This is a genomic window from Pseudalkalibacillus sp. A8, from assembly GCF_045920555.1.
Classification (GTDB): Bacteria; Bacillota; Bacilli; order Bacillales; family Fictibacillaceae; genus Pseudalkalibacillus.
This window is the reverse complement of record NZ_CP174509.1, coordinates 944061-964153: the sequence shown is the minus strand read 5'-3', so window position 1 is coordinate 964153 and position 20093 is coordinate 944061. Positions and strand designations below refer to the sequence as shown.

The 20093-nt window shown below is 40.8% G+C and carries 22 protein-coding genes; 7 read left to right on the top strand and 15 right to left on the bottom strand.

What is annotated here, in order from left to right; all coding sequences use genetic code 11:
- Positions 1-206: 206 nt before the first annotated feature.
- The 5 genes from ACJROX_RS05020 to ACJROX_RS05000 all read right to left on the bottom strand — a co-directional run bounded on the left by ACJROX_RS05020 (position 207) and on the right by ACJROX_RS05000 (position 4317).
- Entirely contained in the window at positions 207-617 is a 411-nt protein-coding gene (locus tag ACJROX_RS05020; RefSeq protein ID WP_408009667.1) for a disulfide oxidoreductase, read from the bottom strand.
- A complete protein-coding gene (locus tag ACJROX_RS05015) occupies positions 610-1320 on the bottom strand; it encodes a DsbA family protein (RefSeq protein ID WP_408009665.1) in 711 nt (236 codons plus the stop codon). The genes ACJROX_RS05020 and ACJROX_RS05015 overlap by 8 nt, the downstream gene beginning before the upstream one ends.
- A 122-nt stretch (positions 1321-1442) precedes the next feature.
- On the bottom strand, positions 1443-2387 hold the full coding sequence (locus ACJROX_RS05010) for an STAS domain-containing protein (RefSeq protein ID WP_408009664.1): 945 nt from the start codon (positions 2385-2387) through the stop codon (positions 1443-1445).
- 670 nt (positions 2388-3057) lie between these two features.
- Positions 3058-3936: a patatin family protein gene (locus tag ACJROX_RS05005; protein WP_408009663.1), complete on the bottom strand. Its 879-nt coding sequence runs from the start codon at positions 3934-3936 to the stop codon at positions 3058-3060.
- A gap of 195 nt (positions 3937-4131) precedes the next feature.
- Positions 4132-4317, bottom strand: coding sequence for a hypothetical protein (locus ACJROX_RS05000; protein ID WP_408009662.1), 186 nt, complete (start codon positions 4315-4317; stop codon positions 4132-4134).
- Positions 4318-4454: 137 nt separating this feature from the next.
- On the opposite strand from ACJROX_RS05000, the gene ACJROX_RS04995 reads away from it, so the two are divergent.
- Both ACJROX_RS04995 and ACJROX_RS04990 read left to right on the top strand, forming a co-directional pair.
- Positions 4455-4751, top strand: a complete 297-nt coding sequence (locus ACJROX_RS04995; protein ID WP_408009661.1) for a DUF3784 domain-containing protein — start codon at positions 4455-4457, stop codon at positions 4749-4751.
- 92 nt (positions 4752-4843) lie between these two features.
- Positions 4844-4978 (top strand): hypothetical protein, encoded by a 135-nt coding sequence (locus ACJROX_RS04990; RefSeq protein WP_408009660.1) that lies wholly within the window; start codon positions 4844-4846, stop codon positions 4976-4978.
- 513 nt (positions 4979-5491) lie between these two features.
- Here the strand turns inward: ACJROX_RS04990 and ACJROX_RS04985 are convergent.
- Positions 5492-6481, bottom strand: coding sequence for a zinc-binding dehydrogenase (locus tag ACJROX_RS04985; protein WP_408009659.1), 990 nt, complete (start codon positions 6479-6481; stop codon positions 5492-5494).
- 119 nt (positions 6482-6600) lie between these two features.
- Between ACJROX_RS04985 and ACJROX_RS04980 the strand changes: the two genes are divergently transcribed.
- The 4 genes from ACJROX_RS04980 (at position 6601) to yfkAB (ending at position 8251) form a co-directional block, all read left to right on the top strand.
- Positions 6601-6750: a hypothetical protein gene (locus ACJROX_RS04980; RefSeq protein WP_408009658.1), complete on the top strand. Its 150-nt coding sequence runs from the start codon at positions 6601-6603 to the stop codon at positions 6748-6750.
- Between the two features lie 41 nt (positions 6751-6791).
- Positions 6792-6923 (top strand): hypothetical protein, encoded by a 132-nt coding sequence (locus ACJROX_RS04975; RefSeq protein WP_408009657.1) that lies wholly within the window; start codon positions 6792-6794, stop codon positions 6921-6923.
- Between the two features lie 5 nt (positions 6924-6928).
- Positions 6929-7051 carry a hypothetical protein gene (locus tag ACJROX_RS04970; RefSeq protein ID WP_408009656.1) on the top strand — a complete coding sequence of 41 codons (123 nt, stop codon included), beginning with the start codon at positions 6929-6931 and terminating at the stop codon, positions 7049-7051.
- An 81-nt stretch (positions 7052-7132) separates the two neighbouring features.
- A complete protein-coding gene (yfkAB, locus tag ACJROX_RS04965) occupies positions 7133-8251 on the top strand; it encodes a radical SAM/CxCxxxxC motif protein YfkAB (RefSeq protein ID WP_408009655.1) in 1119 nt (372 codons plus the stop codon).
- Positions 8252-8292: 41 nt separating this feature from the next.
- On the opposite strand, the gene ACJROX_RS04960 is transcribed toward yfkAB, so the two are convergent.
- From ACJROX_RS04960 to ACJROX_RS04945, 4 genes are all read right to left on the bottom strand, one after another.
- The gene (locus ACJROX_RS04960) at positions 8293-8727 is read right to left on the bottom strand and encodes a GNAT family N-acetyltransferase (protein WP_408009654.1); all 435 of its coding nucleotides are present in this window, start codon (positions 8725-8727) and stop codon (positions 8293-8295) included.
- A 9-nt stretch (positions 8728-8736) separates the two neighbouring features.
- Positions 8737-9717: a S66 peptidase family protein gene (locus ACJROX_RS04955; RefSeq protein WP_408009653.1), complete on the bottom strand. Its 981-nt coding sequence runs from the start codon at positions 9715-9717 to the stop codon at positions 8737-8739.
- A 232-nt stretch (positions 9718-9949) separates the two neighbouring features.
- On the bottom strand, positions 9950-12352 hold the full coding sequence (locus ACJROX_RS04950) for an immune inhibitor A domain-containing protein (RefSeq protein ID WP_408009652.1): 2403 nt from the start codon (positions 12350-12352) through the stop codon (positions 9950-9952).
- 445 nt (positions 12353-12797) lie between these two features.
- On the bottom strand, positions 12798-13289 hold the full coding sequence (locus ACJROX_RS04945; protein ID WP_408009651.1) for a toast rack family protein: 492 nt from the start codon (positions 13287-13289) through the stop codon (positions 12798-12800).
- Positions 13290-13451: 162 nt separating this feature from the next.
- On the opposite strand from ACJROX_RS04945, the gene rnz reads away from it, so the two are divergent.
- Entirely contained in the window at positions 13452-14381 is a 930-nt protein-coding gene (gene rnz / locus ACJROX_RS04940) for a ribonuclease Z (RefSeq protein ID WP_408011578.1), read from the top strand.
- A gap of 134 nt (positions 14382-14515) precedes the next feature.
- Here the strand turns inward: rnz and ACJROX_RS04935 are convergent, their stop codons facing one another.
- From ACJROX_RS04935 to ACJROX_RS04915, 5 genes are all read right to left on the bottom strand, one after another.
- The gene (locus ACJROX_RS04935; RefSeq protein ID WP_408009650.1) at positions 14516-16063 is read right to left on the bottom strand and encodes an ABC-F family ATP-binding cassette domain-containing protein; all 1548 of its coding nucleotides are present in this window, start codon (positions 16061-16063) and stop codon (positions 14516-14518) included.
- 610 nt (positions 16064-16673) lie between these two features.
- Positions 16674-17018, bottom strand: coding sequence for a cyclic-phosphate processing receiver domain-containing protein (locus tag ACJROX_RS04930; protein WP_408009649.1), 345 nt, complete (start codon positions 17016-17018; stop codon positions 16674-16676).
- A 74-nt stretch (positions 17019-17092) separates the two neighbouring features.
- Positions 17093-17599 (bottom strand): GDYXXLXY domain-containing protein, encoded by a 507-nt coding sequence (locus tag ACJROX_RS04925; RefSeq protein WP_408009648.1) that lies wholly within the window; start codon positions 17597-17599, stop codon positions 17093-17095.
- On the bottom strand, positions 17599-18813 hold the full coding sequence (locus ACJROX_RS04920) for a DUF2157 domain-containing protein (RefSeq protein ID WP_408009647.1): 1215 nt from the start codon (positions 18811-18813) through the stop codon (positions 17599-17601). Before ACJROX_RS04920 ends, ACJROX_RS04925 begins: the two co-directional genes overlap by 1 nt.
- 347 nt (positions 18814-19160) lie before the next feature.
- On the bottom strand, positions 19161-19907 hold the full coding sequence (locus ACJROX_RS04915; protein ID WP_408009646.1) for a DUF1836 domain-containing protein: 747 nt from the start codon (positions 19905-19907) through the stop codon (positions 19161-19163).
- Positions 19908-20093 lie beyond the last annotated feature (186 nt).

The window sequence follows — 20093 nt, the reverse complement described above, 5'->3', positions numbered from 1 at the left end:
ACTTCTTTAGTTCATCACTTCCTTTATGGTATCCAAACGATACAATTTGAACAAACATTGTGACTCGAAGAATACACTTGCGCTATATAGAAAACTTGGCAATGCCAAGCCTTTGTGGTGAAGGATGAGCCTTAGTTGCGTTTATACTGAAGAAAGTATATTACCCTAACATTAAGTGCAAAAAAGAGAGCCCTATAAAGCTCTCATCATTGATCTACTTTTTTTAACATAGTGATCATCAATACGGTGATCGATAAAAACGCGGTCAACGCCAGGAAAGGGATGGTTATGAACCCAAGCCAGTTGATATACTCGCCTGAGCAGGGTACTCCCTCTGTACATTGGACAGCTTGTGAAAACCACTCTGTTTTTTGATGAAGATAATGAAAGGTCGAGACACATACGCCAATGATGCTGAATGGCAATACGTAATACGGCAGTCTGCGATCCTCCAAATACCACCCTATTCCGAGTATGATTGCTAATGGATACATCAAAATCCTTTGATACCAACAAAATTCACAAGGCACAAATCCAGCTATCTCACTGAAATAGAGGCTCCCCAGAAATGCAGTTAAAGAAATAATCCAAGCAATGCCTACCCGTTTGTTACTCATTTGCTTCTTCCAAAGCCTCTTCAATCGCAGGCTTTATTCCACTTTGATAATCGAGATTGACCAATTTGCCATTTACGAGAATCGTCGGAGTACTTTCTACTGCACTGCTCTCTTCACGGTCTTGTTCAACTTTTTCTTTGATCGCTGGGTCTTCGATATCTGTTTTTAACTGGGCGATATCGATATCCTTCATGTTATCCTCCACGAGACCGATCAGAAATTCTTCACTTGCCCAGGCTTCATTCGGATCCCCCTGGTTCTCAAGTACGAGGTCATAATACTCCATGAATGCATCCGGTTTTTGAGCATAAACCGCTTCGCCTACCAAAGCAGCAGTGAACGAATCAGCCCCCATGAACGGTTTATTTATGAATGTCATTTGAGCTTTACCTGTATCAATATAATCAGCTTTGATCTGAGGATAGATCTGTTCTGCAAAATCGGCACAATGTGGACACTTGAAATCGAAGAACTCTACAATCTTGACTGGAGCATCCTCTTCGCCTACAGTCGGCTGTCCTTCGTAAGCCACATCAATTTCTTGATTCGCTTGGTCAGTGCCGGTGTTTGGTTGCTTCCCCTCCTGATTACTGATGAAGAACAACAAGACGGCTGCCAATATAAAAATGCTGGCTATCACAATTATAAATCCTTTGTTGTTCTTTTTAGGCGGCTTATATACTGTTTTCTTTTTCTTAGCCATTCCTTTTCCTCCTAACTATTTACTAACTCTATTCTTATCAATTCCATCTATCATGTCAAATACAAAAAACCTCCCTTCTGATAGGGAGATTTTTTGGAAGACTTAAATATCTTTCAAGTTTTTCAACTCATGCTTGAAGCCATGTCCTCTTCTTTTTTGGCTTCATCCTTACTTTCCTCTTCCTCTTCATCTAAATAATCTACGTTAAAATTCCATTTCTTCTGGTTAGCAAGATATTTCAAGCCTGTCCGGAAAGTAGAAAATGTTTCAGCGTCAATCTTGACACCTGATCTGACAATTTCTTGAACAAGTCTGGAGGAAAAGCCTACATAAATGATTTCAACTCCCATTAAAGAGAGAGCTTTTGTAATTTGTTCAATCTGGTGGGCCAGATCATCCATTTGAAAATTTCCGTTATCAGGTATGACTGCTCCGGTAAAGTCACAGACGATCGATTCTGCTCCATGATCAGACACGTTATGCAGTAATTTTTCCCTTAAAATTTCAAACCGTTCATTTGTGAGCAATCCGACAATCGGAACCAGAATCGTGTTAGGCACGATAGATGGGATGATCGGTACTGATAAGTCCGCAATTAATTGTTTGTCATTCTTCATCGACTTCTCAAATTCGATCACCTGTTTCTCGAAGTTTCCAATCAGTGTATTGACAAATTCGTAGGCTGCTTTGTCGATTATGGATTCCGCTTTACGGATGGCAATCAGCAGTTCTTTACCAGTCAAGAACACTTCATCGATTTTGTTTTCGAAGACTTCCCAGATTAAATCCTTAAAAATTTGAAAACGTTGAACTGAATAATCAAATGGACTATTTTCCTGTAGAGAATTCTCTCTGGCTTTTTCAGCCCATTCTTTAATAAAGTCATTTTTCTTTGTTGTATCTTCAGCTGTTAGTCCTTGTGCGACAAACTCAGCCAGCAAAATATAATCCTTGCGGACCTGCTCATTCATAGTTTGTCCTGTCTTTTCTGTAAAAATGGCTTTGGTATTTTCGGCAATCTCTTCTTTTTCGACTAATATTGTTTCAGATACTGCAGTAATACTCATTACCAAACCCCCTGAGAAAATGTTTAACATGTACTCTATACCCTTATTTCGACAAACATAACCTATTTTTCGAAATTTTTTTATCATCATATTTTATAATTGGCTCTGTTATTCTTCATTGGCGAAATTCACTCTTTCCGCGGGCTTAAGAAAAGCAGAAGCGACACGCTTAGTCACGTAGGCCACTGGAAGACTGACGAGGAGACTCGAACCAAACAAAGTTCGGTTCTAAGTGGGCTCACACATAAGATGTTAAATCAGTGTGTTGCCACCACAGGAAGTCTGAAGTAATCCAAGTGACTGGTCGCTGAGCTAGACATTACTTCTCTGAATTAGCCTAATTCAGCAAGCCTTCTCGCTCACTTGCACAGGATGTCAACACAAAAATGAAATCATTTTCGTGTCTGCGATGAGAATTCTTAGAAGCTTTCCTTATGCTAGCTTCGACGTTCACCACAAGACCATGGACTTATATTCCATCCTTGTAGTTTTGCGCCGAGTAACCGCAGGCGCAGGACGTGGTGGTATTTAGTCGAAGTTCATTATTATAGTCGAAGATCCTTTTATTGCGGTGTCTTGCCTGTTCGCTTTTCCCGAAGGAGTTTCGTGAAATTCGTTTAAAGAAAAATTGCAAAATCAATAACAGGTTTTTAACATGGCCTTATGATTGTCAACTTGTGACTTCCATTGTTTTTTCAGTCGTACCAAGCCATTCTTTTATAGAACTGAAATGTTTTTCAGCATCCTGATATCCTTGATCGTAAAGCGCAGTCAGCTTAAGAGGATTCCGCTCAATCCGACTAACCTTAAGAGGCTCCGTCGGACGAATGACATACACATCGCCTGCTTTTTCCTTCTCTTTTATATAGGAAATCGTTTCATTGTAAACCTGAAACCTTGTATCCATTTTATTGATAAGCCCTTCATATGTCTGATAAAACCTTTTTGTCAGCCAATTCATTCGTGAGGGTTGTTTTATATATCCATCGTTCCTTGTCAAAATCAATATGTTTTTCTTATTACCGTCTTGTTCAGATTTTCTGATCGGAATCGGGTCCGAAATCCCTCCATCCATCAAACAGCGGTTCTCCATCTCGATGACTGGGGCCATGAACGGTAAAGAGCTGGAAGCCCGCAGGATAGGCAGAATCTGATCTTTGTACTCCGATTTTTCAAAATATACCGATTCACCAGTTATACAATCTGTCGTTCCGATGACGAACCTTTCCTCCGCTTCATGTAACTTCTGATAGTCAAACGGGACAAGTTTATTCGGTATTTCATCAAAAATCAGGTCCATACCGAAAAGCTGTCGTTTCCACAATAAGTTCTTCCATGATATATAATCCGGATGTTTAGCAAAGCCGATCGTCACCTTTTTATTACGTCCAAATTGTCTGGACAAATATGAAGCCGCATTGCAAGCACCGGCTGAAACCCCGATCACATAAGGCGGGTAGAAATCCTGTTCCATAAAATATTCCAAGACTCCTGCTGTATAAACTCCTCGCATACCGCCGCCTTCTAATACAAGGCCTGTTTGATTCATGCAAATATCCCCCCTTGTCCAACATCCTTTTTAGCATGTATCAAAATACAATCAATTCCAGCAGGGAAAATATGTATTCAAAATATGTATTTAAGTATAAATCAATCGAGTACAAACGAAAAGCCAAACATCCCAAAATCTTCAACAGTGCGTATGAATGATTCTGAGCGTTTGGCTCTAATATCTTTCAAGTGATCATGTTGGTGGTGGTTCACTTCCCCCACCACCTGAATGACGATGTTCTGTCATTTTAGCCTGTGATGATTGTTCCAGGTGTTCATGGGAATTCAAGTGGATATAAGCCTTCTTCTTATTCCTATATTCATAGTAGATTGCCACAATCAGCACAATCAAAAGCGGGATCAGAACCAGCATCCACATTACCCTGCACCTCCTTTGTAATCCTTCTTACCCTGTCTTTCAAGTTGATAACCCACGGCTCGTTTGAAAAACCGTTTACAACCTTGCCTATCCTTTTGTAAAGTAGTAATCAGATAACTTATGAGGGTGGGCAAAGAATGGTTACAAAACAACTTATTGCTGTTTTATTGATAGGAAGCAGTTTGATTCTTTTAGGGGCAGGATTCTGGTTGAAAAAATCCATATTCCTTATAAAACAATATGATGAAAGTTCGATCGCTGATAAAGAAGGCCTTGCAAAATCAGCCGGTCTGTATGTGATGGTAATCGGCGTAATGATATTCCTCCCGGCTTTCTTATCCCAGTTAATCGGAATATATGCTTGGATTGTCTTTGGTGTACTGGTTTCATTATCTTCTGTCTTCATGCTGCGGGTAATGACAAAATACGTTTAAGAATAAAAGCGATGAAACATAATGTGTTCATCGTTTTTTTACATCTATCATTGGGGAATTCTGTTACAAAAAAATATAAGGAGGGGGCATAGATGAATATGCATTTTTCGATTTTCGCAATTTTGTATCTTATTCTTTTACTCGGTTTGTTCATCTTAGTAATCTATACACTTTTCAGTTTTATATCCTTTATGAAACAGAAACAAAAAAGTGACCGTGATGAATGATAAACTGACTCTGCTCATTGAGGAAATCCGATAAAGATAAATGAATCACTCTTGTTCAAAGCACGAAAAAACCCCTTCCGAATTCGGAAAAGGTTTTCTCTTAGGGGTTAGGGGGATAAAAGGTTGTTAGTATAATGATACCCCCTTCATAACTTTTTAAACTTAAAAAATAAAAAAATTTATAGTTTTTTTTGACTAGTATTCCAAGAAAATCCTAGTCCTTTCGTAACGTTTATGTAATATTCGTAATAAAAATGAAACTTCCTCTCACTTTCTTCGTCTATATAGATAAAGAAACTTTTTAAAGGGGTAGATTACATATGAACACATTCATGAATCTTTTTCGTCCGTTACTGGCTGGAACAATCGCTGTTATGGCTTTTATCTTTGTAGCTCTCTCGTTTTGGAACATGTTGGCAAACTAACATTAAAAAGGATTGAACGCCCCTTTCGGTTATAAACGTTCAATCCTTTTTTCGTTTTGGTGCTATTATTCCTTTATTAGCATCCACTTTATAAAATGAAGGCTATTTTCCCAAACTGCTTTGCTTCTTCCAATCTTTTGAATGCTTCATTTGCTTCTTCCAATGGAAAGGTTTGATCCATCACCGGTTTGATGTTGTTCTTTTTGATGAACTCTAGCATTTCTTTGAATTCTTCGTGACTTCCCATGGTCGAGCCTAACAAATTGTACTGACCATAAAAGAAATTGCGGATGTTGAGCGAGATTTCATCACCAGCAGAGGCGCCGAACGTCACCACTGTCCCCCCTGGTTTCACTTGTTCGAACGATTTTTGGAAAGTGGCTGCTCCTACACTCTCAATGACCAGATCCACTTTTTCACCGTTCATCACTTCATCCCAGTCTGATTCACTGTCGATTGCATCATCCGCTCCGAGTTTTAACGCTTGGCTACGTTTCTCTTCACTTCTGGAAGTGACCGTCACTTTTGCGCCGACCGCCTTAGCATACTGGAGGATGAAGGTGATGACTCCGCTTCCGACTCCTGGAAGCAACACGTGCTGTCCCTCTTCGATTTTACCTCTTGTAAAAAGGGCACGATAAGCTGTCAAGGCAGCAAGGGGCAATACACCAGCCTCTTCCCAGCTCAGGTGCTCTGGTTTTGGTTCCACGTGTTCTGCTGGAACAGCAACTTCCTCAGCAAACGTACCATTGGATGGATACCCAAGGATTTCAAATCCCTCGGGCGGCGCTGATGAATTCTTTTCCCATCCAAGCCCTGGGTTGATCACCACTTCGTCTCCGACTGATACGCCAGTAACACCTGAACCGATTTCTGTCACGATCCCTGCTCCATCTGACCCGACTACAAATGGAGCTTCGTCTTCCCCATGACGATGTAAAACGAACAGGTCCCTATGATTCAAGCCAGCAGCTTTCAACTGGACTTTTACCTCTCCCTCTTTTAAAACAGGAGACTCGAATGACTGTACTTTCAAACCTTCCATTCCTTTTGCATTTGTATGTACGATCGCTTTCATTGGATACCCTCCTCCTTTTCTTCTTATTATTGCATACATTCTCAGGATTACACGAACAGGATGCTTCAGAATCTTCCCGCTATTCACAAAATATGGTAATCTGATGAAAAAGGAGAACTATGATCCGTTTAAAACCGATGACTGAAGAAGATTACGAGAAATTTCGCAGTCGTTCAATTCAAGAATACAGCGACAACATGAGTAAGAATTACGACATTTCGATTGAAACAGCTACCGAAAGAGCAACGAAACAATATAACAATTATTAAAAGATGGCTTACATACTGAAAATCAATATTTTTATGATGTGATGGACGTTAAGACGGACGAAACTGTCGGGGCACTTTGGTATAACTATCAAGAAAAGGATCGCCAGGTATTCATCTATGAAATTTGGATGGACCCTGAAAAACGTAAAAGGGGTATGGAACCAAAACATTAGAGGAGTTGCATAACCAGGCAAAAGACCTAATCGCACTCCATGTCTTTGGACAGAACATCGGTGCGATTGCACTTTACAAACGTCTCGGTTATGAAGAGAACAGCATCGTCATGACCAGAAAATTATAAAAATATTGTGTAACCGCCATTTCATAAAAGTGTTCGTGGTATAGTATGGAGAGAATTAACGTTATCAAAGGAGTTCTTTTCATGATACAAGAAACACATTTACCAAAGATCACACCGGAAAATGATCCATGGGAAGCTTATCTCGATGTAACTGAATATGGAAAAATAGTGTTGAGCAATATTGAGTTTACAACTACGACGATATGCAACATGCGGTGTGAACATTGTGCGGTCGGGTATACCTTGCAACCGCAAGACCCTGATGCCCTTCCGATCGAATTGATGCTGAGTCGACTTGAGGAGATTCCACATCTCCGTTCGATCAGTATAACCGGCGGAGAACCGATGTTATCCCTGAAATCTGTTAAAGAATACGTCGTTCCGCTGCTTCGTTATGCACACGAAAGAGGTGTTCGCACTCAGATCAATTCAAATCTGACTCTAGATTTGAAACGCTATGAATTAATTACACCTTATCTTGATGTTTTACATATTTCTCATAACTATGGATCAATTGATGATTTTAATGTAATCGGATTTGCAATGATGAAGAAAAAGCCGAACCTTCGTCAACGAGAACAGTACTTTCAAAGAATGGTTGAAAATGCAAGAGCACTCACGGCTGAAGGAGTGATCGTATCTGCGGAGACGATGCTGAACACACGGACATTACCGCACCTTGAATCAATTCATAAGCAGATTGTCGATATGGGCTGCCAGCGGCATGAAGTCCACCCGATGTATCCTAGCGATTTTGCAAGCGGCTTGGAAGCAGCGACTCTTCCAGAAATCCGTGAGGGAATACATCGACTTTTGGACGCAAGGGATATAAACACATGGATGCTGTTCGGTACATTACCGTTCTACGCTTGCAGCGAAAATGAAGATGACCTCAGGTTGTTGAAACGGTTGTACAATGAAAAGAACGTGACTGTCAGGAATGATCCTGATGGCCGATCCCGCTTGAATGTCAATATTTTTGACGGGAATGTCATCGTAACCGATTTCGGTGATGCCCCTCCACTTGGAAACATCCAGACGGATCGGTTGCAGGATGTCTATGACAAATGGTCAAAAAGTCAGCTTGCGCGTAGCGTCAATTGCCACTGCCCGTCCGTCAAATGCCTCGGTCCAAACATCCTTGTAAAAGATGCCTATTATCCAAAAGAAGATTTCACAGTGAAAAAGTCAAATATATAAAGAAAACTAGGGCTGACCATATACGTCAGTCCCAGTTATTTTCACAACCGCTTCTCGAGTATGATTTTTGGTTCACCTTTAACATCCGTAAATGTGCCGATCACATCGAAACCGTTTTTGATGTTCAAGATGAGCATGTTCCGCCATTTATTTTTAGTATGCGTTCGAATCGTCTTATAATTGTTCTCTTGACACCACTTATGTTGACGAATGAGCAACTCTTCTCCGATGCCTTTTCCTCTGTAATCAGGATGGACTCCTCCTAACCAACTGTAAAAGTGATTCGCCTTGCGCTCGTACCCAATTTTGTATCCAACTGGTGATTCTTTCTCGATAGCCACTAAAATGAATGGCCGATGCTTGGTTTGGAGGTCTTCTACAAAACCATTTGTCGAACCGAAAACCCGGTTGTGTAATGCGTTCAATAGCCCAAGAGTTGTTCCATCTGGCAGACTTGTAAAACTATGAAATTCCATTGCCCCTCCTTAGTGTTCAACTATTTCAATTTTGCTTTCGTGTGCATTAGCTAAGATTCTAGCTTTTCCTCCGATTGGAAAGATCGATACAGGTTGTGTATGACCGAAATTCACATTCGAAATGATCGGAATGCCCTCTAGTTCCGCTTTCCGTTCGATGATCAGACGAAGTGCCTCATCCGATACTTCAGATTGTGGTTGAAAGCGACCGATGACCAGACCTTTGATTTTATCAGCATCAGGCAAGTGGAGTAAAGACTGTAGATCACGATCGAAAATCAAATCCTGCGCTAGGTAATCATCCTCAAGAAAAAGGATCTTATCTTTTAAAGAAGGCATATACTCTGTGCCCTGTAAAAGATTCAACGTACAGAGATTACCCCCGATGATCGTCCCTTCTGCTTCTCCTTGCTGGAGCACGTCAAAGGGACCTTGTTCATTGAATGTCCGATTTTCCTGATCTCTGTACCAGGGATCATTACTCCAATAATCCGCTGGATGAATTTCATATGGCTCTTCCGCCATCAGGCACTTTTTGAATTGCTCAATTGTATACTCCAGTCCTTTTACCATCCCGAACGTTGAAAAATGTGGACCGGAATAGGTAACCAGATCGGATTGGGTATAAATCGCCGTTCCTAGTGCAGTGATATCCGAGTAACCGCAAAGAATTTTAGGATTTTTACGGATCAAGTCATAGTCCAAATATCGGAGCAATTGATTCACATTATAGCCGCCAATAAACGTAAGAATCGCTTTCACATTTGGATCACGGAAAGCATCGTGGATATCCTCGACCCTTGATTGAATACTGGATGAAGAGAATTCATCCGATTTATCGACATGCTTTCCAAAGGTGACACCCAAACCCATTTCTTCTAATCTCTCCATGGAATGTCGGCGGTTCTCCTCATTACTGATGCTCATACTCGTTGAAGGTGCCACTACCCGCACCTCGTCCCCGGGCTGCAGTTTGTTCGGAAATCTCATTATCTCTCACTCCCTACGTAATTGTAATATTTTCCTATAATACCAGAATGGCAGGAAAAAGGAAGGGATTTTTCGATAGTATCATTTTTACGTTTTCAGGGTCTCATAATGCTTTCATGAATACCTTTAATCCTGATTTTGGCGTTTTCAGGGCCTCATAACAAGGATACTGCCACCTCGTAAAATTAAAACCAGCCCTGAGTACCAACTCAAGACTGGTTTTCTATCAATCTTATTTATAGATATTTACTTTACCAACTGTTCCATCAGCACTTTGAGCAACGACACGGAATTTCAATCCGTAAGTAGGAACATTACGTCCAGCGTCAGGAAGTACCGGAGTCATATATTTCTTAGAGTCATCAAAGAGCGGTGTTCTATTTGTTGCATTGTCCTTCATCGTAATACCTGAAGTATCGCTGTAATCAAGGAACATCTTTTCAGTTTTTCCTAAACCGAATGCTGCATCATGCATTTGATAACGAGTAGTTCCTAGAGCTCCATCGCTCCAACGGTTTACAACCTGGTCAGCATCAACTACACCCAAGAATCCTTCACCAGGATGGATACCCGTCCAGTTGTTGTCATAAGAATTATCTACATACCAGACTAGAAGTCCTGCATCATAGTTCATCAGACTGTTCCCACGTCGGATATGAGAAAGTCCTTCGTCAACACCGTTGTGGGATCTCCACTCAAGTAGATAGTAGTGTTCTGATGTGAATGTACCTGTATCTCTCTTGAACCCGTGTAAATCAAATGCTGCATCTGCTTCTGATTCTGCTCCATCAGAAACCACTTCATTACCATCAGCAGTCACTTTTACATTATCCACATACATTCCATCAAGGGTAGTACCCCAGTCAGTCATATAACGGTATTGTAGTTGAATCGTTTGTCCAGCATATTCACTTAAATCGATTGTTTCGTGCACCCATCCATTACTTGATCCAGTGTAACCAGGCATGTTTTCTTTGATTGCCGGGTATCCATCAGAAACAATGTCAGATGAAGTGTTAGGAGTTGATAAAGACTCCCATGTATCTCCACCATCAGTTGAAACCTGGACCATTCCGAAGTCCCAGTTTGACTCGATGTTATACCAAACATCATATTCTAATGTGGCATTCGTTGCATTTGAAAGATCGACTTCTGTCACCATCGTATGGTCTATTTCGTCACCTGTACCACCATAATACTCATACTCGCCGCTTGCCGGTGTGTTGACGACCGTCTCTTTGTCTGGAAGATCGACACGTAAAGCGTCATTATTCGTACCTTTGGTAACCGCTTCATCTAGAAGGACTTCTGTCCCTTTGCTTGTCACATCATCTGCGTGGATTGTGGTACCGGTTAACCAGTTGCTTCCTGGCATTGATGAATGTAAGAATTCTTTCGACCATGCGCTGAATCCTGTTGGTTCAGTTCCTGGAATATCACCAGCCCAACTTCCGCTTGACATGATCGACCAATAAGCTACCGCTTCACCAGCACCTGAATAGATCGTATCGTATTCATCCGGCAATCCTAAATCATGACCATATTCATGGGCGAATACACCAGCTGCACCATCGGCAGGTTCAATCGTGTAATCGTAAGCAGCCATTCTCCCACCCCAATAAGGGACTTCTGTTTTAGTTCCTGGAAGAGCGAAGACGTTTCCTAGAGACCAACGATGTGACCAGATTGCGTCTTCACCTAGTCCGCCACCGCCTGCTTCTTCACCAACAGAAGAGTGGACGATCATCAAGTGGTCGATCAATCCATCCGGCTCACGGTAGTTGCCGTCACCATCAAGGTCATAGCGGTCTTCTTGATCGTACTGGCTCAAATCCAAGTTCGGATCCGCAGCAGCTGCCACAAGTGCCTCTCTGACCAAAGCACGTGGGTCGGCATCATTATCACTAGCATTATTTCCACCGTAGTAAGCTGCTGGATGCTTAGCTTGATACCATCCTACTACTTCACCTTCGATAGAATAGCTTCCGCCAGATTGCTCTTCATAAAATTGTTTAACGGAAACGAGGTTTTCTCCATTTGGCCCTTCATAGCCGTCGACACTGAACAACATATCTGTATAATGTTCTTTCACATAGTCTTCATAATACATATCCGTATGTTCTGGTTTAATTTCAGAAGCTGGATAATCCGGATACTCGATCAACAGCGCAAGAACCTTGTCGGTACGAGTTCCACCATTCCATTCTTCTTCTGTTACTCCATCAACCGTTTCATCTTTTGTCTTACCATTTTTCTTTCCTTTACCTGAAGCCAAGCCATTGTTTTTCATTTGTTCCTGAAGTCTTTCTTTTGATTCCTTTACTTCTTCTTGAAGGTCTCCTTCATGCGAATGTTTTCCATCCCCTGCTCTTTCCTTCAAATACTTATTCAATGCTTTTTCTGCTTCAGCAGGCCCAGCATTTTGTGAAATCTTACCGCTTTCCTTCAGCATTTCAATTAATCTCTCATCATTTGCAATCCCGAGATCGATCGGTGCTCCTGCATAGGACTTGGAAATGCTTTCTTTGATATGCTCAGCTTCTGCGTGCTGAGGTGATGAAATTGCACCGTATGTAAGCGTACTTATCCCCATCATGACTGCAAGTGCCGTGGATGCAATCTTTTTCTTGTTCACTACTAAACACCCTCCCTAAACTATGAAAATATAGTAATTATTACTACTTTAGTAGTAATAATAGCAATTTGACGAAAAATTGTAAATATTATGTTTAATAATAAATGAAAAGGGGAAAATAGACACATTTATGTAGTTTTTTGAATAAAACACAAGTATTTGGTAGTAGGAACTCCCCTTTAATTTTGAAATATTTTCAAATATATACTAGTTTTCAAGTGTTAGATTTAATAACCAAAAAATTACATCAGCAAAAAGACCCATTTATTGCTATGGGTCTTTGTTGATATTAGGCTTGCTCTAAGAATAACTTCACCGACTCCCACATCCAAATCTATCTCGATTTTCACATCCGATTCTTCATAAGCTGGATTTTGATAGCTATCGCCTACAACAATGAAATGATCAGCATCGACTTTTCCTATTCCTTTATCAATATCCAGTTTTACGCCGATCTGCTTGGCAACCGGATTTTCATTTTACCGACACCCGTATCAATTTTCATTTTGAAACTCTTTTTCCAATCCCCAGTCAGGTCGATTTCAGTTTCCCCGATTCCGGACTCGATATGAACATCTACTAGATTCAATCTGGAGAGTCCTAGTCTTGACTTTCCAGCCCCTAACTCCAATTTCAGCGTAAGGGGCAATTCACCATTAAGGGCTATATCCCACTTTTGCTTGGCAGACCTGAGATTTTTCCATGAGTTGATAGATCGTTGCGGTACAACAAGGGTTCCCTTGCCGGTTTCGGAGATATCGTACTCAATATCTGGTTCAGTGGATTCGCCCATTACCGTAAACAACCCTTCCATGATTTCTTCCGTAGAACCGTCGAGATACAGTTTGCCGGTTCCCAGTTGGATTTTCACATCCAATTCTCTTTCATTTTTCCGTGGGATGATATAAGTATTCGCCGTTTCTTCCTTAATGGACATCTAAAATCGCTCCTTCTTTTTTCTTTACCTAAAGTCTAATCGGATACAGATTTTCATCATACAGACAGGAGTTTGGTTTCCTCTCCGTCTCGAAGCTGAATTGAGTCTTCGTTTTAGGATGGAGAACAGATGGTATATACTATCATTGAAAGGATGAATGGTATGGAATTTCATTTTCTCGGAACAGGAGCAGGTATCCCTTCGAAAGGTCGGAATGTTTCATCCCTAGCCCTGCGATTCATGACAAATCGTGAAGGCGATGTTTGGCTGTTCGATTGCGGGGAGTCTACGCAGCATCAAATATTGCATACAAACTTGAAGCTATGGCAAATCTCGAAAATTTTCATTTCCCATATGCATGGCGACCATCTCTATGGCCTTCCGGGCGTTTTAGGCAGCCGTTCTTTCCAGGGTGGAGAGAACCCATTGACAGTATATGGCCCAAAAGGAATCCATGAATTTGTGACAGTGGCATTGGAAACGAGCCGGACTTATTTGAAGTATCCACTGGAAATCGTGGAGTATGATGATGGGTACGTTGAAAATGATGAGGGCTATAAAGTAGAGACAGCTTTACTTGAACATGTCATCCCTTCTTTCGGTATCCGGATTACAGAACCTTCCCAACCTGGCCGATTACTAGTTGAAAAGCTGAAAGAAATAGAGGTTCCACCTGGCCCTGTTTATAAAAAACTGAAGGAAGGCGAAACAGTCACTTTGGATGATGGACGGGTCTTGAATGGGACGGATTTTATCGATCAGGCTCAGCCTGGCAGAGTTGTAACGGTTTGTGGAGATACCCGCCCTTCGGAAAAGACTGTGCAGCTTGCTCGTAATTCAGACCTTCTGATCCATGAAGCGACATTTGCGGAGGGGATGGAAGAGCAAGCAATCGACTATTTCCACTCAACAACGATACAAGCCGCTGAAATTGCCAAAAAGGCAAATGCAAAACGCCTGATTCTAAATCACATCAGTTCAAGATACTATGACCGTTCAGAGGAGTTGCTTGAAAGTGCTGTCCGTGTATTCGAAAACACTGAACTTGCGCATGACCTTGACATATTTCATTTGAAAAAACGGAAAAATTGATCTAATATCGGAGTGCTGCATTTTACCGATATTTCTTGGCACTTTACCAATAAAATCTACTTGTTTACCAATAAATTGTGTAAATTCACACCTATAAAGAAGACTTCGGTTTTACACCGAAGTCTTTCCTTATCTTATTTCACCCAGTCTTCTACATTCCAAATATCTGTAATCCAATCCTCATAAAATTCAGGTTCATGCGAAACAATGAGGATCGTCCCTTTATATTTTTCAAGGGCTCCCTTCAATGCTTCCTTCGCTTGCACATCCAGATGGTTCGTCGGTTCATCCAACACAAGAAAATTGCTTTCTTTCATCATCAACAAACAAAGCCTCACCTTCGTCTGTTCTCCACCGCTTAACGTGTTCAAGGGCTGATAAATATGCTCGTTCTTCAAGCCGCTTCTCGCCAGTCTTTTCCGTACATCTTTCTCCTGCATGAATGGAAACTGCAACCAAACATATTGCAAAGCCGACTCCTCACGCGGAAAAACGATCTCCTGCTCAAGATAGACGGGCCTTACAAAGCTTCCGAGTTTCACTTCTCCACTTAGTGGTTCAATGAGCCCCAGCAGAGATTTGATCGTTGTGGATTTTCCGATACCGTTGTAACCAGTGATAGCGATTTTCCTATCCTTTTTGATGGTCAGATCGATCCCGCTGAATAATGGTCTTTCATATCCGACCTGTAGTTCTCTCGCAACCAAAACTTCTTGATTCGGTTCCCTGCACACCTCAAACATGAAGCGTGGTACAGGCAGGCTCATCGGCTTTTCAATACGATCTATCTTTTCCAGCTTCTTTTCACGGCTTTTCGCCTGTTTGGCTGTAGAGGCTCTCGCTTTATTACGCCTGATGTAATCCTCCAGCTTATCAATCTCCTTCTGCTGCCTGACATAAGCTTGATAGGTCTGCCTTTTTCGTAATTCATAAGCTTCAGTAAAAGCTTTGTAATTGCCGACATATCGCGTCAGGATTTTATGCTCCAAATGGTGGACGACGTTCACAACCTCATTCATGAAGGACGTATCATGTGAAATCAAAACGAAGGCATTGGGATATTTCAGGAGGTATTTCTTAAGCCAGGCAATATGCACATCATCCAAGTAGTTAGTCGGTTCATCCATCAACAAGATATCGGGCTTACTCAACAACAGTTTTGCAAGCATGAGCTTAGTCCGTTGTCCCCCGCTCAATTGTTCAGTTTCCGTTGTCATCCCTAATGCTGAAATTCCTAGTCCTGATGTCACCTCTTCGATTGTCGTATCTATCGTATAAAATTGATGAGCGTCCAACGTATCTTGAATTTTTCCGAGCCTTTCCAGATCTTTTTCTAAATCAGGATTTCCGGAGTCGGATAATCGTTGGGTAATGCTAATCATCTCCTGCTCTAATTCATAAAGCTCTGAAAAAGCACCTTGCAAGTATGTCAGGATGGTTTCGCCTTCATTAAAATCGGGATGCTGCTCTAAATAACCGATTTCAATGCCCGGATGGCGATTAATTACGCCTCCATCCGGTATAAGTTCCCCTACAAGAAGCTTCAATAAGGTGGATTTTCCACTGCCATTCGCTCCGACTAGACCGACATGTTCTGCATTCAGTAATCTGAATTCAACTTGATTGAATAGTGTCCGATCTCCAAAACCGTGTGTCAGTCCTTTTACATGTAAAATACTCAATATCGTTCCCTCTTTCTCCAGTAATTTGGACCATCACACAAAACTTGAACCATAACTCTCCTCTTTTCCGTTACATAAAGAAAACCTGGCAAAGCCAACCCTTTGACGAAGGTCCGCTTATAAAATTATTGTTGATTCTATGAAATTCACTCCCTTTCCGGGGCGATCCGCAAGCCTCCTCGCTGCAGGGTCTCGCCTGGCTCCCTTTTACCGCAGTGGTGTCGTGAATTTCGTTCGCAAAAATTTTCCATAATTAATCAACAACATGATTTAACAGCGTTAATAAAAAAAGCAAGGTGCTTGAACACCCTGCTTCTTTTCCGGACTATATGGACAGGAAAAATCCTTTTCGGTAAACTCTTCACCGTCAAGGGGGGTTCGAGGATGTGGATCTGTTGTCTTGTGATGGCTTTGTTCTAAAAATGGGCATACTTATCCCTACATCAAGCCACTACAATTAAAAGCACAACAGATCGAATCATCATCTCGAAGTGAACACCCTCTCATTGGTTATTACTACCATATTACCGAAGTTTAATTCGATTGTAAAGCCACAATAAAAGGCTGCCGAGCAATTCCCTCGACAGCCTGAAGCACCTTCCTTTAGATGCTAGTTAGCCTTATTTAGTCTAATTGGTAATGGATTGTAAAGGATTTTCACTTCTTTCGGAATGAGAAAATCCTCTTGTGCATCTTTCAAAAACAGAAACATCCGCTTGCCAGCACCAGCGTTAGCAGAATGGACCGTAATGGTCTCTGCGAATAATTTATGTTTTACCAAGTATTCAACAAGCATATATCCATTGCGATACTTGTTTTCTAAATCATGGTCTAATGAAAGATGCTGAATATCCTTTTCCTTCAACAATTTGATACATTGTTCAATGTCTGAAGCTAAAATATAATTGTCGGGACATGGACGGACATCGTCTAAAAATACGTTAATTTTTGACAATATTTGTCTCCTTCCCGCTGGATTATGACAAGTATAACACACGTAATACCTTAACCCAAAAACTATTTTTTCAATTATCTCTCGGTCGACAAAAGTTCCTCAATTACGACATTTCCCCATGGGGCGACCCGAACGACTATTTTATCAGGACGCTCATCTTCAAGAACCTTTCCGGTTCCTTCTTCTACATAAAATCGTTCAATTCCATAATCGATCATCAATATATCAGAATAGTCATCTACCCACCGTACTTTACCATTTAGTACTATTTCTCCATTTTCGACTTTTGGCTTTTGACTGTGCACACTACTTGCCTCATGAACTTCACCTGATTTTTGGAGGAGAACATATACCATCTCCCTCTCGTCAATCCCCTCATCTTGCAACAAATCAAGCGATAACGTGGATATATCATAATTCAAGGTGACATAATCTCCGTAAAAGATATCCCTTGGATCAATCGGTTCTGTTTTCAAGACGACCTGTTCGCCGAATTTCAAAGTCATATAATGCGTTGCAGCAATACCTATCAAAATCAACACCTGAAGGGCAACCAAGACATACAGCCATTTTTTCCGCATTATGATTGACCTCCTTTTGTCTTGTGTACCCATTTTCTACGTCTTCGTTCAAGCAGCCAGCTTAGAATAAAGAGTAACACCCCTCCAGCCAAGAAGAACATCGACTTCGGCAAGAAATCCCATGCTAATTGGATATATGCAACAAGGGTACTTATCAGGAACAAAAATGTCCCGCGATTGATCCGATCAGATTCTTCTAATTGATAGCCTTGGATCAAAATGAATAATGAATAACTGAAAGCAAGCAGCAAATAGAGAATACCCCCGACATCACCAATCAAAAACAACGGTAAAAATAAAGTGAAATCGAGCCAATTGGACTGGATGTTCCTTCGAATTTTATTCCATCCAGTCAGAGCTCCAAGCCCAATCAACATTATAAAGTACACCAAATCACTTGAGAGTATATCCTCTTCATAGTGGACCAGCTCTTTTAAGAAGAAAACATGAATGAAAATGACAGCTAAACTCCCAAGAATACTTATGTTCTTAAATGCAAGCTGCCCCTTCTCACTTCTGATCCACTCACTGATTCCATAAAGAAGAAGGAATATGATCGTCATCCATATATAAGTCAGATCATAAGCGACTAATAAAGTAATGCTTGTAATCGCATAGGCAATTGAATAGAAGTAAAAGAAAAGTGGATGCTCCTCTTTAAATGTCACATATCCAGCAGCAAATATAATAAGGAAGGCTAATAAAAAGCTGAATCCTTGAAAAGACATAGCACTATAAATTAAACCAGCCGTCCCAATAACCAAGGACAACAGATAAAAATATTTGTTCGGGAGCATCGCATAAAATAACAAAGCAACCAACATCCACAAAATAAAAGCGGTGGCATTGTAGGATACAATGTGATACATCTGCGCTGTCAGAAAAATCCCTGCTCCGAAGGTTATTACACCAATTCCTATCAGTGCAATCCCAAGTGTCCTCGATCCCTTTTTGACGAGATGAAATCCAGTGAACTGAAAACCTATCAGTGCTCCACAAATGATGGCGAGCCTAAATACATCGCTTATATTCGACCAATTGGAAGCAACAAAAGTCAAGACGCCAAGTCCTATTAAAATACTTGCCAAGATCGGTAATAGATTGTTGTTCTTTTTTTCGTATAATGACAATATGCTATCGAGTTGTTCTCTTTCGATCAGCCCTTTCTCCATCCATTTTGAACCCTCTTTTTTCAACCATTTTCGTTCGTTCATCTCGCTCCCCCTCTCATATCTAATTTATGATGTTCATTTTAAAAACAAGACTTTATAAGCGAAATTTTGCAAAACTCCTACGGGAAAAGCGAACCAGGTGAGACCTTGCAGCGAGAGCTTGCGGATCGCCCGCGAAACTGGAGAATTTCGCGAAAATCTACAATTAAGAATAGCAAAGCTCGAAAACAAAGTAGAAACATAATATTTTTAGTCACCATCGTTGCAAATTTGCATATAAAAGTATCTTTGCATAATCAGAAAGGTCGCTGCTCCAAAAAGAAAGTGCCCAACACCTCCCCAAACTGTGAAACAGAGAGAGTCAGACACTTATAGGTCAACCTAAGTTTTCATATAAACAAAGTCGTATTTAGAAATTGGCGTGATACAGATTGGAAGTAGGATGTCTGGATTGACAAGGTTGCGATCACTAATGCATTTTTCACTATGGACATTTCTTTATTGTCCAATCTTTCCAAGTACGTAATCTTATTTTCTGCCTTTTGAAAAATAAGCGTTTCCGCTTTCGTCCCGTCTTTCATTCGGAAATCTACATCCACTACATGGTCATCATTCAAGTCAAGCTCTTCAAAGATAGTAGAATACGTATGGTAAAAATCAATCGGGTCAATGAGATCGTCATGGCGATCTTCTATATTATTAAAAATGAGAGTAAGCAAATTCCGTATAGAGAGAAAATCAAGAGTGCTCTTAAGGTCCTCGACGATAAAAAGTATCGCCGCCTGTTCAAGCGAGTATTTCTTACCCTTCTGAGGTGAACCGATCAAATTACGTACATCTCTCTTCACCCAATTCTGTACAGCGCTTGTCGAAAAGCTGCTATGCTCGATCTGGTTCCCGAGAGAAACAATTTCATTAATGGAAAAACCTTTGTTCTGGTTAGGTCCTTTAATGATCTTCTCAAAAATTGTCGGAAGTGAAGATTCCAGTATGGCATTTTCATCAGAACCTTTTTTATGGACATTTAAATCCAGCCAAGCCTGTTTCAATACATCCAAAGGGGTTTTCCCATGATCAGATTGTAAGGATATGAGCAGTTCTGCCATTTGATAGCGGGTAAGTTTGAAAGAAGGCATTTTTTCACCTCATTAAACATGGTCATTTGAACTTATCATACGAAATAAACGATAGGTACGTCAATTTGTTTATGTAAGGATTTTCAAAAAATTCTCATAAAATTTAAGACTTCTATCTTGAAAAATCCTGAAAGGTAATTTATACTTATCTCATAATTAAAGTTCAAATGAACTTGAAATGAGGTA